Origin of the sequence: Enterobacter quasiroggenkampii, assembly GCF_043972695.1 — a bacterium.
Lineage (GTDB): Bacteria > Pseudomonadota > Gammaproteobacteria > Enterobacterales > Enterobacteriaceae > Enterobacter > Enterobacter quasiroggenkampii.
In genome coordinates this window covers 1,961,188-1,975,960 of the sequence record NZ_CP143745.1, presented here as the reverse complement: position 1 = coordinate 1,975,960, position 14,773 = coordinate 1,961,188, and the positions used below count along the sequence as shown (strand labels likewise).

General features: G+C 60.1%; 13 protein-coding genes. 4 read left to right on the top strand and 9 right to left on the bottom strand.

Annotated elements, in window-relative coordinates:
- The first annotated feature begins 641 nt into the window (after positions 1-641).
- On the top strand, positions 642-1,364 hold the full coding sequence (locus V1572_RS09435; protein ID WP_252077399.1) for an ABC transporter ATP-binding protein: 723 nt from the start codon (positions 642-644) through the stop codon (positions 1,362-1,364).
- Here V1572_RS09435 and bioD read toward each other — a convergent pair.
- Genes bioD through bioB form a run of 4 tightly spaced genes read right to left on the bottom strand, consistent with a single transcriptional unit; the run spans position 1,327 to position 4,954 of the window.
- Positions 1,327-2,028: a dethiobiotin synthase gene (gene bioD, locus V1572_RS09430; RefSeq protein ID WP_074180315.1), complete on the bottom strand. Its 702-nt coding sequence runs from the start codon at positions 2,026-2,028 to the stop codon at positions 1,327-1,329. The genes V1572_RS09435 and bioD overlap by 38 nt on opposite strands.
- Positions 2,021-2,776 carry a malonyl-ACP O-methyltransferase BioC gene (gene bioC, locus V1572_RS09425; RefSeq protein ID WP_252077400.1) on the bottom strand — a complete coding sequence of 252 codons (756 nt, stop codon included), beginning with the start codon at positions 2,774-2,776 and terminating at the stop codon, positions 2,021-2,023. Before bioC ends, bioD begins: the two co-directional genes overlap by 8 nt.
- On the bottom strand, positions 2,760-3,917 hold the full coding sequence (bioF, locus tag V1572_RS09420; protein ID WP_395299893.1) for an 8-amino-7-oxononanoate synthase: 1,158 nt from the start codon (positions 3,915-3,917) through the stop codon (positions 2,760-2,762). The genes bioC and bioF overlap by 17 nt, the downstream gene beginning before the upstream one ends.
- The gene (gene bioB / locus V1572_RS09415) at positions 3,914-4,954 is read right to left on the bottom strand and encodes a biotin synthase BioB (protein WP_008501133.1); all 1,041 of its coding nucleotides are present in this window, start codon (positions 4,952-4,954) and stop codon (positions 3,914-3,916) included. The genes bioF and bioB overlap by 4 nt, the downstream gene beginning before the upstream one ends.
- A gap of 86 nt (positions 4,955-5,040) precedes the next feature.
- Between bioB and bioA the strand changes: the two genes are divergently transcribed.
- Entirely contained in the window at positions 5,041-6,342 is a 1,302-nt protein-coding gene (bioA, locus tag V1572_RS09410) for an adenosylmethionine--8-amino-7-oxononanoate transaminase (protein ID WP_395299892.1), read from the top strand.
- A 48-nt stretch (positions 6,343-6,390) separates the two neighbouring features.
- Positions 6,391-6,867 (top strand): kinase inhibitor, encoded by a 477-nt coding sequence (locus V1572_RS09405; RefSeq protein WP_008501131.1) that lies wholly within the window; start codon positions 6,391-6,393, stop codon positions 6,865-6,867.
- 86 nt (positions 6,868-6,953) lie between these two features.
- Here V1572_RS09405 and hutH read toward each other — a convergent pair whose 3' ends face one another.
- From hutH to hutI, 5 genes are all read right to left on the bottom strand, one after another.
- Positions 6,954-8,474 carry a histidine ammonia-lyase gene (gene hutH / locus V1572_RS09400; protein WP_032656312.1) on the bottom strand — a complete coding sequence of 507 codons (1,521 nt, stop codon included), beginning with the start codon at positions 8,472-8,474 and terminating at the stop codon, positions 6,954-6,956.
- The gene (hutU, locus tag V1572_RS09395; protein ID WP_395299891.1) at positions 8,471-10,159 is read right to left on the bottom strand and encodes a urocanate hydratase; all 1,689 of its coding nucleotides are present in this window, start codon (positions 10,157-10,159) and stop codon (positions 8,471-8,473) included. The genes hutH and hutU overlap by 4 nt, the downstream gene beginning before the upstream one ends.
- Positions 10,160-10,285: 126 nt before the next feature.
- Positions 10,286-11,020 (bottom strand): histidine utilization repressor, encoded by a 735-nt coding sequence (locus V1572_RS09390; protein WP_395299890.1) that lies wholly within the window; start codon positions 11,018-11,020, stop codon positions 10,286-10,288.
- A 19-nt stretch (positions 11,021-11,039) separates the two neighbouring features.
- Complete coding sequence (gene hutG / locus V1572_RS09385; RefSeq protein WP_048222112.1) at positions 11,040-11,978, bottom strand: formimidoylglutamase; 939 nt, start codon at positions 11,976-11,978, stop codon at positions 11,040-11,042.
- Positions 11,975-13,198, bottom strand: a complete 1,224-nt coding sequence (hutI, locus tag V1572_RS09380) for an imidazolonepropionase (RefSeq protein WP_395299889.1) — start codon at positions 13,196-13,198, stop codon at positions 11,975-11,977. The genes hutG and hutI overlap by 4 nt, the downstream gene beginning before the upstream one ends.
- Positions 13,199-13,422: 224 nt before the next feature.
- Here hutI and V1572_RS09375 point away from each other — a divergent pair, with 224 nt between their 5' ends.
- A complete protein-coding gene (locus tag V1572_RS09375) occupies positions 13,423-14,706 on the top strand; it encodes a putative acyl-CoA thioester hydrolase (RefSeq protein ID WP_196346004.1) in 1,284 nt (427 codons plus the stop codon).
- Positions 14,707-14,773 lie beyond the last annotated feature (67 nt).

Below are 14,773 nucleotides of genomic sequence, written 5' to 3'. Positions count from 1 at the left end.
AGAGTAGCGCCTGAATGATTAGCGCGATAGCGACCAAAATTTGGACTGTGACAACATAAAACACCAGTCAGGTCAGGTTATCCCCAGAACTTTTTCTTTTTTAACATTTGTCAAGCCAGGTAATGATAGTTTTGTGGCAACCGGTGACACTTTCATGACGGGAATTGCTTTTATCTAAGCAATTAAAAACTAAACGATATTTTCTAAAGCCGCGTTTCGCGTCAATTTGGGCGTAAGCCGCGTCTTCTCTCGCTTATCGCGTGTTTTCTAACTCTAATGCACATGGTTATCCACAGGAATAGTGGATAACTGCTTCCAGCCCATACAGACTGGCGCTCCGCAAATTCCCGGATTTTCCCACGAGACGGCGGCAAAAAATTTTTATAGCTATTTTTTGCTGATTAACAGTTGCGTCATTCATAACCAACCGATGCGATCTTGCTCACATTTTCACCCTTTCGGGCTCTGCACCACAACTCACCACCACCAGCACCGTCGATGTGCAAGCCCGGTTTTTATCCGCCGCGCTTCTGTGACTTATTCCTAAAAAAGTCGCTTTTTTAACCACTTTCCGCTTTATGGCAGGGGTTTTGCAGATTCATCCACGAGCCACACCTACACACATTTTTAAGGAGAGAAAGATGTTGAGTCTGCGTGCAGTGAATCAGTTTTACGGAAGTCAACATACGCTATGGAATGTGGATTTAGATTTTCCGCAAGGGATGTGTACAGGCGTCGTTGGTCTGCCGGGCATGGGGAAAACCACCCTCATGAATTGCATCGCCGGGAAAGTGCCTGTCGAAAGCGGCAGCATCATCTGGTATGAGGCGGGCGCACCGCCGCGTGATTTGCTCCACCCGCCGTCAGAACAGCGCTCCGGGCCGGGGATTGGCTATGTCTCGCAGGACAGGCGGATCTTCTCTCAGCTAACGATTGAGGAGAACCTGCATATCGCCATGCGGGCGACGGGGAAACCTAACCCGGAGGCGAAAAATGACGTTTACGACCTGTTTCCGGCGCTCTATGGGGTGCGGCAAACCCGCGCGAACACGCTCTCTCCGGACGACCAGTATCAGCTGGCGCTGGCTAATGCGCTGGTAAACCGCCCTCACCTGCTGATCCTGGATGAACCCCTGCAAGGCGCGGGGCACAGCGTTGCCCAGAAGCTGGTGCAGCTGCTGGGGCGATTAAACCGGGAGTTAGGGATGACGGTGCTGTTAGCGGAGCAGCAGCTGTCGTTTATCCGTCGGGTGGCGGACCGTTTCTGTATGCTCTATCGCGGGCGTAACGTGGCGCAGGGCCACGTTACCGAACTGGATGATGAGCTTATCGCTCACTGGATGTCGCGGGAAGCAAAACGCTGAGATCGAGATAACGTCCTGTTTCGGCATTTTCCGCGCCGTCAGCAAGCCATGGGATCTCCCCGAGGCACGGCGCGGGCAGGACGCGCCTGAGCGTCGCCAGATACTCCAGGTGTCGTTTACCCGGCGCAACCACGTCGTTGGCTATCCAGCCCGCCAGACGCAGCCCGGCCTGCTGTATGGCCTGCGCCGTCAACATGGCGTGATTGATGCAGCCCAGCTTGACGCCGACGACAAGAATGACCGGAAGCTGCTCGGCCTGCACCCAGTCAGCAAACGTCTGCGTGTCCGAAAGCGGCGTAAACCAGCCGCCAGCCCCTTCCACCAGCACCCAGTCGGCCTGATTTTCCAGCGTCCGCAGTCCGGCAGACAACACAGCGAAATCAATCGGACGACCTTCATCGGCGCTGATAATGTGCGGTGAGGTCGGCTCGGCAAAGGTGTACGGATTCACCGCGGAATAGGCGAGTTCACGCGTGCTGTTACGCTGGAGCGCCAGCGCGTCGGTGTTGCGTAACCCTTCCGCCGTCATCTCGCTGCCGGACGCCACGGGCTTATACCCGGCAGTGTTTTTCCCGAGCAGCCGTGCCGCCTGCAGCAGCGCCGAGCTGGCCACCGTTTTGCCCACTTCTGTGTCCGTGCCGGTGACAAAATAACGTTCAGTCACGTTCGATAATCCCATGAAAAAGTTGATAGGAGAGCGGGAATTGACCCCGCTGCTGCGGCCAGGCCAGCTCAAGGCGCTGCAGCTGACCGCGGGTGAGCGGTTTTTTCTCGCGTCCGGTATGCAGGTGCGTGGCGCCTATGCCCTTCAGCGAACGCATGGCGCTGAACGCATCGCTAAAATTGAGTGTGATGGTCTGCACCACGCTGCGAGCGCGCCAGCCTGCCAGCGCCTGCGTCACCTGATCATGCGATAAAAACCGGTTAGCGTGCGGCTGTTCATCGACTGCCTGCCAGGCCTGATTCAGCTCCGGCAGCGAACTTTCCAGCAGGGTGGTAAACGCCACCTTCCCGCCCGGTCGCGCCACGCGATAAAGCTCACGCAAGGCCTGCGGCAGGCTGCTGCACCACTGAACCGCCAGATGGCTCCAGACCAGATCATACTGCGCATCTGCCAGCGGGATCGCCTCGATATCGGCCAGCAGATAACGATCTGCCGCCTGCCGCTGGCGCGCCTCTTCCAGCATCTGGGCTGAGAGATCGATAGCCGTCACCTGGCTTCCTGCCCCGCGCCAGTAGCGGCTGTTGCTGCCGGGACCACACCCGGCGTCCAGCACCTGTGGAAAACCGTTCTCGCCAAGGGCGGCCAGAAGCCCCTGCGCGCTCAGACGCTGCAGCTCATCATGCTGCGAATAGCTCTGCGCGGCGCGGCCAAATGCGGCCGCGATGGCCTGCTTATTCACCGGCATCATGGAGCGCCTCCAGCAACGTCTCAATATCCTGTCGTTCATGCGCCGCCGTCAGGGTTAAGCGCAGCCGCGCCGTGCCCGGTGGGACGGTGGGCGGGCGGATGGCCGTGACCCACATGCCGCGCTGGCGCAGCGCCTGTGCCAGGGCCAGCGCGCGGGCATTTTCACCGACAATCACCGGCTGGATAGCGCTCTGCGAATCGGTGCTGCGGAAGGGCAGCGCCGCGAGTCCCTGACGGAAGCGGGCGATATGCTCTGCCAGCCGCTGGCGACGCTCATCCCCTTCCGCGCTGCGTATCACCGCCAGCGACGCTGACAGCGCCACGGCCTGCGCCGGAGGCATGCTGGTGCTGTAAATCAGGTGTCGGGCAAACTGCAGCAGATAGTCGGCGACGGATTCGCTGCACAGCACGGCGGCACCGCTAACGCCAAAACCTTTGCCGAAGGTGACAATCAGCAGTTCCGGCTTCACGTTTTGCTGATACGCGCTCCCGCGCCCTTCGTCGCCCATCACGCCAATGCCGTGCGCATCATCGACCAGCAGCCAGGCATGCTGCCGCTTTGCGGCCTCGTGCAGCGCGGCAAGCGGCGCGCTGTCGCCGTCCATGCTGAACACCCCTTCCGTGACCGCCAGCTGTTGTCCTTCGCAGGGTTTATCCAGCAGCGCAGCGAGCTGTCCCGCATCGTTATGGGCAAAACGCCGCAGCTGCGCCGGGCTTAAATTTGCCGCCTCCAGCAGGGAGGCGTGGCTCAGGCGGTCGGCGACAATGCGGTCCGCCTTCCCCATCAGGGCCGTGATGACCGCCTGGTTGGCGGCAAAGCCGGAGATAAACAGTAGCGCGCGCGGGTAGCCGAGCCAGTCAGCCAGTTCCTCTTCCAGCGCCTGATGCGCCGTGGTGTATCCGCTGACGTGTCCCGATCCGCCGCTGCCCACGCCAAACCGCTCCGCGCCCTGCTGCCAGGCGCGGATAATGGCCGGATGCTGGCTCAGCCCGAGATAGTCGTTGCTGGAGAAATTGCAGAACCGCTGGTCTTCACGGGTAAGAAAACGACCCGCGCCGTTTTCCACCACCCTGCGAACGCGAAATGCCTCTGCCGCCCGACGGTCGTCGAGCGCAGAGTTGATACGTGCCTGCCAGGTCATACGGCTGCCGCGTTGTAGAACTGGTCGGTGTCGGCATTGAAAATCTGCTGCTCCAGCTGCTGCTGTTGCTCGTTATCGCCCGTCAGCACTTCGGTTTGATGCGGGTTCAGCCCCAGCTTACGGAACAGCTGAACGTCTTTGTCCTCTTCCGGGTTAGGCGTGGTCAGCAGCTTGCAGCCGTAGAAGATGGAGTTGGCGCCGGCCATAAAGCACATCGCCTGGGTCTGCTCGTTCATCTGCTCGCGGCCCGCCGAGAGGCGAACGTAAGACGTTGGCATCATGATACGCGCCACCGCGATGGTGCGGATAAAATCAAACGCATCCACGTCCTCGTTATCCGCCAGCGGCGTGCCCTTGACCTTCACCAGCATGTTGATCGGCACGCTTTCCGGCGGAGTCGGCAGGTTCGCCAGCTGCAGCAGCAGGCCCGCGCGGTCTTTCACCGTCTCGCCTAAGCCCACGATGCCGCCGGAACAGACCTTGATCCCCGCGTCACGCACTTTATCCAGCGTATCCAGACGCTCCTGGTAGGTACGCGTGGTGATGATATTGCCGTAAAATTCCGGCGAGGTGTCGAGGTTGTGGTTGTAGTAATCCAGCCCCGCGGCCGAGAGGCGCTGCGCCTGCTCTTCGTTGAGCGTACCGAGGGTCATGCAGGCTTCGAGGCCCATCTCCTTCACGCCCTTCACCATCTGCTCCAGATACGGCATGTCGCGATCGTGCGGGTTCTTCCACGCCGCGCCCATGCAGAAGCGGGTTGATCCAGCGTTTTTCGCCTTGCGCGCGGAGTCAAGGACCTGCTCCACTTCCATCAGGCGCTCTGACTCCAGACCGGTTTTGTAGCGCGCACTCTGCGGGCAATATTTGCAGTCTTCGGGGCAGGCGCCGGTCTTGATCGACAGCAGCGTGCTGACCTGAACATGGCGAGGATCGAAATGCTGACGATGCACCTGTTGGGCTTCGAACATCAGCTCAAGGAAAGGTTTGTTGAATAATTCAGTAACTTGCGACATCGTCCAGCGTGCGTGGTGAGCCATCGGGCTTCTCCAAAGGGTTTTGTTAATTTTCGGTTCGGTTTATACTCGTAAACCTAAAACTTTTCAAAATGGTTTACAAGTCGATTATGACCCAGGACGATCTCGCCTTCGACAAGCAGCATATCTGGCACCCTTACACCTCCACGACCCGCCCCCTTCCCGTCTATCCGGTGGCCTCCGCCCACGGCTGCGAGCTGCACCTCGCCAGCGGCGAGCGGCTCGTTGACGGGATGTCCTCCTGGTGGGCGGCGATTCACGGGTACAACCACCCGCGCCTGAATGCGGCGATGAAGGCCCAGATTGACCAGATGTCGCACGTGATGTTTGGCGGGATCACCCATCAGCCCGCGGTGGATTTATGCCGACGTCTGGTAGCGATGACGCCTGACTCGCTGGAGTGCGTATTCCTGGCGGATTCCGGCTCCGTGGCGGTGGAAGTGGCGATGAAAATGGCGCTGCAGTACTGGCACGCGAAGGGCGAAGCGCGCCAGCGTTTCCTCACCTTCCGCAACGGCTATCACGGGGATACCTTCGGGGCGATGTCGGTGTGCGATCCGGATAACTCCATGCACAGCCTGTGGAAGGGGTATCTGCCGGAAAACCTGTTCGCCCCTGCGCCGCAGAGCCGCTTCGACGGCGAGTGGAACGAGATGGACATGGTCGGCTTCGCGCGGCTGATGGCAGCACATCGTCACGAGATTGCTGCCGTCATTCTTGAACCGATCGTGCAGGGCGCGGGCGGAATGCGGATGTACCATCCGGAATGGCTGAGGCGTATTCGCAGGATGTGCGACCGCGAGGGCATTCTGCTGATTGCCGATGAGATCGCCACCGGCTTTGGCCGTACTGGCAAGCTATTTGCCTGCGAGCATGCGGGTATCGCCCCGGATATTCTGTGCCTCGGCAAAGCGCTGACGGGCGGCACCATGACGCTCTCCGCCACGCTCACGACCCGCCAGGTGGCCGACACCATCAGCGACGGCGAAGCAGGCTGCTTTATGCACGGTCCGACGTTTATGGGCAACCCCCTGGCCTGCGCCGTGGCGAGTGAAAGCCTGGCGATTCTGGCGAGCGGCGAGTGGCAGACGCAGGTTGCGGCGATTGAAGCGCAGCTGAAAGCGGAGCTGAAAGCGGAGCTGAGCGCCGCCTCGGGGGCGAATTTCGTGGCGGATGTGCGCGTGCTGGGCGCCATCGGGGTGATTGAAACCACCCATCCGGTGAATATGGCGGCGTTGCAGCGTTTCTTCGTGGATCAAGGCGTGTGGGTACGGCCTTTCGGCAAGCTTATCTACCTGATGCCGCCGTACAGCATTACGCCGGAGCAGCTGCGTAAATTAACCGACGCGGTCGTAACAGCCGTTAACATTCCCGCGCATTTCACGATTTAACCCTATGCATTACACTTGCTGAACGAGCGATCAACGAGGGTAAACCGTATGAAAATCATCAGTAAAGATCTGCGCGACGGTGAAAAACTGCCGGAACGTCACGTTTTTAACGGCATGGGGTATCAGGGAGACAATATCTCCCCGCACCTGGCGTGGGACGAGGTTCCGGCAGGCACCAAAAGCTTTGTCGTGACCTGCTACGACCCGGATGCGCCTACTGGCTCCGGCTGGTGGCACTGGATTGTGGCGAACCTGCCTGCCGACACGCGCGTACTACCGCAGGGTTCCGGTTCAGACCTGGTTGCCCTGCCTGAAGGTGCCATTCAGACGCGCACTGACTTTGGTAAAGCGGGCTACGGCGGCGCGGCGCCGCCAAAAGGGGAAACCCACCGCTATATCTTCACGGTGCACGCGCTGGATGTGGAGAAGATTGAGGTCGATGAAGGCGCGAGCGGCGCAATGGTCGGGTTTAACGTGCATTTCCATTCCCTGGGGAGCGCATCGATTACAGCGATGTATTCCTGAAAAAAGCCGGGTGGCGGCTACGCCTTACCCGGCCTGGATTTCGCACGCGTAGGCCCGGTAAGCGCAGCGCCACCGGGCAAAAAAAATCACAGCACCGAAGGTAACAGCCCCACCAGCCGCCCTTCTTCCAGAAGCTGCATCGCCTTATCAATATCCGGGGCAAAGAAGCGGTCGTCGTCGTAATGGGTGACGTGCTCGCGCAGCACCTGACGCGCCTGCTCCAGCAGCGGGCTGGATTTGAGCCCCTCACGCAGATCGATACCCTGACTTGCCGCCAGCCATTCCACCGCCAGCACACCGCGTGTGTTGGAGGCCATTTCCCAGAGACGACGCCCGGCAGCCGGTGCCATCGAAACGTGATCTTCCTGATTCGCCGAGGTTGGCAGGCTGTCCACGCTGTGCGGATGCGACAGCGCCTTGTTCTCGCTTGCCAGCGCTGCGGCCGTCACCTGAGCAATCATAAAGCCTGAATTGACCCCGCCGTTACGCACCAGGAACGGTGGCAGCTGGGACATGTGTTTATCCATCATCAGCGCGATGCGGCGCTCGGACAACGCGCCGACTTCGGCAATCGCCAGTGCGATATTATCCGCCGCCATTGCCACAGGCTCGGCGTGGAAGTTACCGCCGGAGACCACCTCGTTTTCCTGGGCGAACACCAGCGGGTTATCGGACACCGCGTTGGCCTCCACCAGCAGCACCTCCGCCGCCTGGCGCAGCTGCGTCAGGCACGCGCCCATCACCTGCGGCTGGCAGCGCAGGGAATACGGATCCTGCACCTTTTCACAGTTGTGGTGTGAATCCGCGATCTCGCTGGTGTCGGTAAGCACGTGACGGTACATCGCGGCAGCATCGATCTGCCCGCGCTGACCGCGCACCTCGTGGATGCGGGCATCGAACGGGCGACGCGAGCCCAGAACCGCTTCGGTAGTCAGCGCACCGCACACCACCGCCGAGGCAAACAGATCTTCCGCTTCAAACAGGCCGCGCAGCGCGAAGGCGGTCGACGCCTGGGTGCCGTTCAGCAGCGCCAGCCCCTCTTTCGCCGCCAGCGTGATCGGCGTTAAGCCAGCCTTTTTCAGCGCCTCTTTCGCCGGAAGCCACTCGCCCTGCCAGCGCGCTTTGCCTTCACCCAGCAGCAGCAGCGACATGTGCGCCAGCGGTGCGAGATCGCCGGAGGCCCCGACGGAGCCCTTCGCCGGGATCCACGGATAGACCTCCGCATTAACCAGCGCCATCAGCGCCTGGATCACGCTCAGGCGGATGCCGGAGAAACCGCGCGCCAGGCTGTTGATTTTGAGCACCATCATCAGACGGACAATCTCATCGTCAAGCGGCTGACCGACGCCCGCCGCGTGCGACAGCACCAGAGAACGCTGCAGGTTTTCCAGATCGTGCGTCGCGATGCGGGTCTGCGCCAGCAGCCCAAAGCCGGTATTAATCCCGTAAGCCGTGCGCCCTTCGGCAACGATGGCTTCAACGCAGGCCACGCTGTCGTTAATGGCGGCGTGGGCGCTTTCATCCAGCGAAAGGGTGACCGGCTGACGCCAGACGTTACGCAGCTGTTTGAGCGTCAGTGAGCCGGGAGTGAGGGTTAATGCGTTCATTCATGCTTTCCTTTTGTGGCAGGGATCATCGGCAGGTTAAGGCCCTGCTCTTTGGCACAGTCAATGGCAATCTCGTAACCCGCATCCGCGTGACGCATCACGCCGGTTGCCGGGTCATTGTGGAGCACGCGAGCGATACGCGCGGCGGCTTCATCCGTTCCGTCACAGACAATAACCATCCCGGAATGCTGGGAGAAGCCCATCCCCACGCCGCCGCCGTGGTGCAGCGACACCCAGGTCGCGCCGCTGGCGGTATTCAGCAGGGCATTCAGCAACGGCCAGTCGGACACCGCATCCGAGCCGTCGCGCATGGCTTCCGTTTCTCGGTTCGGGCTGGCAACGGAGCCGGAGTCCAGGTGGTCGCGGCCAATGACGATCGGCGCGGAAACTTCACCGCTGCGCACCATTTCGTTAAAGGCGAGGCCGAGTTTTTGACGCCACTCCAGCCCTACCCAGCAGATACGCGCTGGCAGACCCTGGAAGTTAATGCGCTCGCGGGCCATGTCCAGCCAGTGGTGCAGGTGTTCGTCATCGGCGACGATCTCCTTCACTTTGGCGTCGGTTTTGTAGATGTCCTCTGGGTCACCGGACAGGGCAACCCAGCGGAACGGCCCGATGCCGCGGCAGAACAGCGGGCGGATATAGGCCGGGACGAAGCCGGGGAAGTCGAAGGCGTTATTCACGCCCATCTCTTTCGCCATCTGGCGAATGTTGTTGCCGTAATCAAAGGTCGGAATACCCATCTGGCTGAAGGCCAGCATGGCGGATACGTGTTCCGCCATGGAGCGTTTCGCGGCAAGCACCGTGCCTTCCGGATCGGTCTCCGCTTTTTGCTGGTAGGCTTCCCACGTCCAGCCTTTTGGCAGGTAACCGTGCAACGGGTCATGGGCGCTGGTCTGGTCGGTGACCAGATCCGGACGCACGCCGCGGGCGACGAGTTCTGGAAGAATGTCCGCCGCATTTGCGCACAGGGCAATCGACACCGCTTTGCCTTCGGACGTGTATTTTTTGATGCGCGCCAGCGCATCGTCCAGGCTGGTCGCCTGTTCATCGACGTAGCGGGTACGCAGACGGAAATCAATGCGGCTCTGCTGGCACTCAATGTTCAGGGAACACGCGCCGGCCAGCGTGGCGGCCAGCGGTTGCGCGCCGCCCATGCCGCCCAGACCGGCGGTCAATACCCAGCGGCCTTTCAGCGAGCCGTTGTAGTGCTGGCGACCGGCTTCCACGAAGGTTTCGTAGGTGCCCTGCACGATCCCCTGGCTGCCGATGTAGATCCAGCTCCCGGCGGTCATCTGGCCATACATCGCCAGCCCTTTCGCGTCCAGTTCGTTGAAGTGTTCCCACGTTGCCCAGTGCGGCACGAGGTTAGAGTTGGCAATCAGCACGCGCGGGGCGTTTTTGTGCGTTTTAAACACGCCCACCGGCTTGCCGGACTGCACCAGCAGGGTTTCGTCGTGTTCGAGTTCGGTCAGGGATTTTACAATTGCGTCATAGCATTCCCAGTTGCGCGCGGCGCGGCCTATGCCGCCGTAAACCACCAGCTCGTGGGGGTTTTCCGCCACCTCAGGATCGAGGTTGTTCATCAACATGCGCAGCGGGGCTTCGGTGAGCCAGCTTTTGGCGATAAGGGTGGTGCCGCGCGCGGCGCGGACGTCCTGCTGGCGGTATTTACCTGACGACATTGTGTGCTCCTATACGGGACAGATGATGCATTTAGATATACTTGTATAGACAAGCACACACAAGGTCGGATTTAACAAAAAAGATACAATTTTGTTATATTGCGTTAGCGATCACGCTTATAAAACTTATGACATAAAGTGGCCCTGTAGCCGGTAACGGTTACCCGGGAAAAGCAGCCGGGCATGCGACACAATGTGCGACGAGGACCAGGTTCGACGGCGGATCAGCAGGCACGGGTCGTGCTCTTTAATGCGCAGCCGCTCGCACTCCTGCGGCGTGGCGCGCACGGCTTCCACAATGTGCTCCCCTTCCGTCAGCGGTGCGACAAGCGAAAGATAGGCATGCGGCGTGGTGTGGGTGTAATCCTGGTTCAGATAGTCCGGTATCCGTTCGGCGTTAACGCAGCGATCTTCAATCTGCACCGGAATGTCGTTTTCGAAATGCACCATCACGGAGTGGAAGATGCGACTTCCCTCTTTGACATTCAGCTCTACCGCCTGCTCGGCGCTGGCTTGAGTCTCTTCGAGCACCAGCACCTCACAGCGGTGCTGATGATTACGCGCGGCAATCTCGTCCGCAATGCTGCGGATTTCAAACAGGGCGGACTGCCCTTTCGGCTCCGCCACAAACGTCCCGACGCCCTGCAGGCGCACCAGAAGCCCTTCGTCGGTCAGCTCGCGCAGCGCCCGGTTGACGGTCATCCGGCTAAAGCCAAACTGCGCCACCAGATCGGCCTCCGAGGGAATGCGGTCATGCGGCCGCCAGACGCCGGTGGCGATTTTTTCGCTGATCGCCTGCTTCACCTTTTCGTAGAAAGGCGCGGGAGGGCTCGACGGCGGCAGGGGTGAGCGTGAAAACATCGTGACTCCTTGAATAGTGTTATGCCCACCAGTGAGCAATTTGCCAGGCCAGACGGGCGGCAAGCTTTGCGCCCTGCCCGTCCCGATCGTACTGTGGGTTAAACTCTACCAGATCGGCGGCCTGGAGCTTACCGCTACGGCAGATATGTTCGATGACGGGGAGAAGATCCAGTGCCGGAATGCCTAACGCAGCCGGAGCGGAAACGGCAGGCATTTCGCTGGCGGGCAGGACGTCCAGATCGATTGTCAGGTAAACGCGATCGGCCTGCGCCAGCACACTTTCCAGCGCGGACAGTGCATCGCGCCTGAAATGGAGATCTTCCACCAGCGTGACGTTCAGGCGTTCGGCCTCATCCCACAGCGCCTGCGTGTTTGCCGCCCGGCTCACGCCAAAGCAGGCGTACTGAAATGCCCGACCGCGCTCATCGCAGTAGTGCGCCAGCTGGCGAAACGGCGTGCCGGACGTCGCCCGCTCGGCCTTGCGCAGATCGAGATGGGCATCAAGGTTGATGATGACAACCCGCTCGTTCGGGAAGGCGTCCAGCACGCCGCGACCGTGCGCCCACGCGGTTTCGTGTCCGCCGCCAAAGACCAGCGTGCGCATCCCGGAGCGCTGGCAGGCTGTCACGGCATCGCTTAACGTCTGCTGTGCCGCCTCAAGCTCGTCACCTTCAACGTAGACCGACCCCATATCCGCCAGCCGATCGTGTCCTTGATGGCTTGCCATATTCGCCAGCGCCTTTCGCAGCATATCAGGCGCCTGCACGGCGCCGGGCCTGCCCTGATTGCGTTTTACCCCTGCATCACATTCAAAGCCTATCAGCGCAATGCCGGATGATAGCGGCGTGAACGCTCCCTGCTGCCGTATCGTCTGGAAAATGCGCGTTGCGTTGCTGGCCTCGGCGCTGTCGTCGCGCCCCTGCCAGACCGTTTCGGCTACGGGCCGCCATAACCTCATACTGCCTCCCCACGGAAAATACGTTGATACAGCGGATTGCGTCCCGGCTCGTAGACCATCTCAACCGGATGGCGAGCATCCCAGACGATGAAATCAGCGACAAACCCGGCCCGCAGCTGTCCGTGGGTTTCCCTGCGGCCCAGCGCCTGCGCGGCATGCCGCGTGACGCCAGCCCAGGCCTCTTCAGGCGTCAGGCCAAACTGGACGCAGGCCATGTTCATCGCCAGGTGCAGGCTGGCAAACGGGCTGGTACCGGGGTTATAGTCGGTCGCGACCGCCATCGGCACACCCTGTTTTCTGAGCTGTTCAACCGGCGGACGCTGGTGCTCCTGCAGAAAATAGAACGCGCCCGGCAACAGGACCGCAACCGTGCCGCTTTGCGCCATCGCCTGAACGCCTGCGTCGTCAAGATATTCGATATGATCGGCGGAGAGTCCCTTATACCGGCTGACCAGCGCCGCACCGCCCTGATTCGACAGCTGCTCGACGTGCCCTTTCACCGGAATACCGAGCGCGGTCGCCGCCTTAAAGAGGCGCTCGGTTTGCGACGGGGTAAAGCCGACGTTTTCGCAGAACACGTCTACTGATTCGTATAACTCTTTTTGCCACAGCGTGGGCAATATCTGCTCACAGACCAGCGTGAGGTACGCATCCGGATCCTGTCGGTATTCCGGCGGAACCGCATGAGCCGCCAGCAGCGTTGGGCTGATATCAACCGGATTATTGAGGCTCAGCTGGCGCGCGACCTGCAGCATCTTCTCTTCGGCCTCGGCGTTTAAACCGTATCCGGATTTGATTTCAACCGTGGTGACACCTTCATTCATCAGACGCTGAAGCCGCTGCTGCGCCAGCTTAAGCAGGGTTTCGGGCGAGCTGCTGCGCGTCGCCGTCACGGTAGCGTTAATCCCGCCCCCCTGGGCGCTGATGGTTTGATAAGAGACACCGTTAAGACGCTGCTCCCACTCCGCCGCGCGATCGCCGCCAAACACCAGGTGGGTATGGCAGTCAATCAGGCCCGGCGTGACCAGACGTCCCTGAAGATCGACACAGTGACGGTGTCCGGCCGGAATGTCAGATTCAGGGATCACGGCCAGAAGGGTGTGGCCGCGTACGACCAGGGCGTGTTGCTCTTTCAGTCCATAGGGCGCACAGACGTCCGGTGCCATCGTAGCCAGTCGCGCATTTCGCCATATCACATCGTCGGGATGAATCTGCTGCATGGGCATTCCACTTGTCATAGGTTGTATAGACATTTATTTTCATCTGTTGTCTGCTGTCAACCGACTTTGCGGAAAATGTTATTTATTTGTGATCACTTACCCGCCGCCCCTGGGCTAAAAATGCAACTTTTACCCTTTTTATCTTCCCGTTTCGCTCAACTTAGTATAAAAAAGCAGGCTATTTCGTCTATCCCGTAAAGACTTGCATACCCAGGAGCTTCACCTTGAACATTTCCAGGATTTCCCGTCTGGCGTTAGCACTCGCCTTTGGCGTGACATTATCCGCATGTAGTTCAACCCCACCGGATCAGCGGCCTTCTGAGCAGGTCGCGCCCGGTACGGCCTCCCGCCCGATTTTGTCCGCTGATGAAGCGAAGAACTTCGACCGTGCGCACTACTTCTCGTCGATGGATCCTAACGCTGCGCCGTGGACCCCGTCTTCGATTAACCTGCCGAAACAGCCTGACTTCGTGGTTGGCCCGGCGGGTGCGCAGGGTGTAACGCATACCTCGATTCAGGCTGCGGTAGATGCTGCCATCACGAAACACAGCGCATCTCGCCAGTTCATCGCGATCCTGCCAGGTGAATATGAAGGCACCGTGTATGTTCCGGCGGCACCGGGCAGCATTACGCTTTACGGTCTGGGCGAAAAAGCGATCGACGTAAAAATTGGCCTGGCGATTGATTCCGAAATCGACAGCAACACCTGGCGTCACCTGGTGAACCCGGCCGGTAAATATATGCCGGGTAAACCGGCGTGGTACATGTTTGATAACTGCCAGAGCAAGCGTGCCGCCACCATTGGCGTGATGTGCTCTGCGGTGTTCTGGTCCCAGAATAACGGTCTGCAGCTGCAGAACCTGACCATCCAGAATACCCTGGGTGACAGCGTTGACGCCGGTAACCACCAGGCCGTCGCGCTGCGCAGCGATGGCGATAAAGTGCAGATTAACAACGTCAACATTCTGGGTCGTCAGAACACCTTCTTCGTGACCAACAGCGGTGTACAGAACACGCTGCAGAATAACCGTCTGACCCGTACGCTGGTGACCAACAGCTACGTTGAAGGTGATGTGGATCTGGTGTCCGGCCGCGGCGCGGTGGTATTTGATAACACCGATTTCCGCGTGGTGAACTCACGCACTCAGCAGGAAGGTTACGTGTTTGCTCCGGCAACCCAGTCGAACCTCTTCTTCGGCTTCCTGGCCGTGAACAGCCGCTTCAACGCTGCCGGTGACGGCGTGGCGCAGCTGGGACGCTCCCTGGACGTGGACGCAGCGACCAACGGTCAGGTTGTGATCCGTGACAGCGTGATCAACGAAGGCTTCAACATGGCGAAGCCGTGGGCGGATGCGGCGATCTCCAAACGTCCGTTCTCCGGCAATACCGGTGCGGTGGACGATAAAGGGAACGTGCAGCGTAACCTGAACGACGCTAACTTCAACCGCATGTGGGAGTACAACAACCGCGGTCTGGGTAGCAAAGTGGTTGCTGAGCCGAAGCAGTAAGCAGTCCTTTTGCCGGGTGGCGGCTTCGCCTTACCCGGCCTACAGGTTATGTAGGCCCGGTAAACGC

Excerpts from the sequence above, each read along its gene's own strand:
- hutH (WP_032656312.1), bottom strand. The coding sequence starts at position 8,474 with ATGAACGCATTAACCCTCACTCCCGGCTCACTGACGCTCAAACAGCTG.
- V1572_RS09435 (WP_252077399.1), top strand. The coding sequence starts at position 642 with ATGTTGAGTCTGCGTGCAGTGAATCAGTTTTACGGAAGTCAACATACG.
- bioB (WP_008501133.1), bottom strand. The coding sequence starts at position 4,954 with ATGGCTCACCACGCACGCTGGACGATGTCGCAAGTTACTGAATTATTC.
- bioA (WP_395299892.1), top strand. The coding sequence starts at position 5,041 with ATGACCCAGGACGATCTCGCCTTCGACAAGCAGCATATCTGGCACCCT.
- hutG (WP_048222112.1), bottom strand. The coding sequence starts at position 11,978 with ATGAGGTTATGGCGGCCCGTAGCCGAAACGGTCTGGCAGGGGCGCGAC.
- hutI (WP_395299889.1), bottom strand. The coding sequence starts at position 13,198 with ATGCAGCAGATTCATCCCGACGATGTGATATGGCGAAATGCGCGACTG.
- V1572_RS09390 (WP_395299890.1), bottom strand. The coding sequence starts at position 11,020 with ATGTTTTCACGCTCACCCCTGCCGCCGTCGAGCCCTCCCGCGCCTTTC.
- bioC (WP_252077400.1), bottom strand. The coding sequence starts at position 2,776 with ATGATGCCGGTGAATAAGCAGGCCATCGCGGCCGCATTTGGCCGCGCC.
- bioF (WP_395299893.1), bottom strand. The coding sequence starts at position 3,917 with ATGACCTGGCAGGCACGTATCAACTCTGCGCTCGACGACCGTCGGGCG.
- V1572_RS09405 (WP_008501131.1), top strand. The coding sequence starts at position 6,391 with ATGAAAATCATCAGTAAAGATCTGCGCGACGGTGAAAAACTGCCGGAA.
- hutU (WP_395299891.1), bottom strand. The coding sequence starts at position 10,159 with ATGTCGTCAGGTAAATACCGCCAGCAGGACGTCCGCGCCGCGCGCGGC.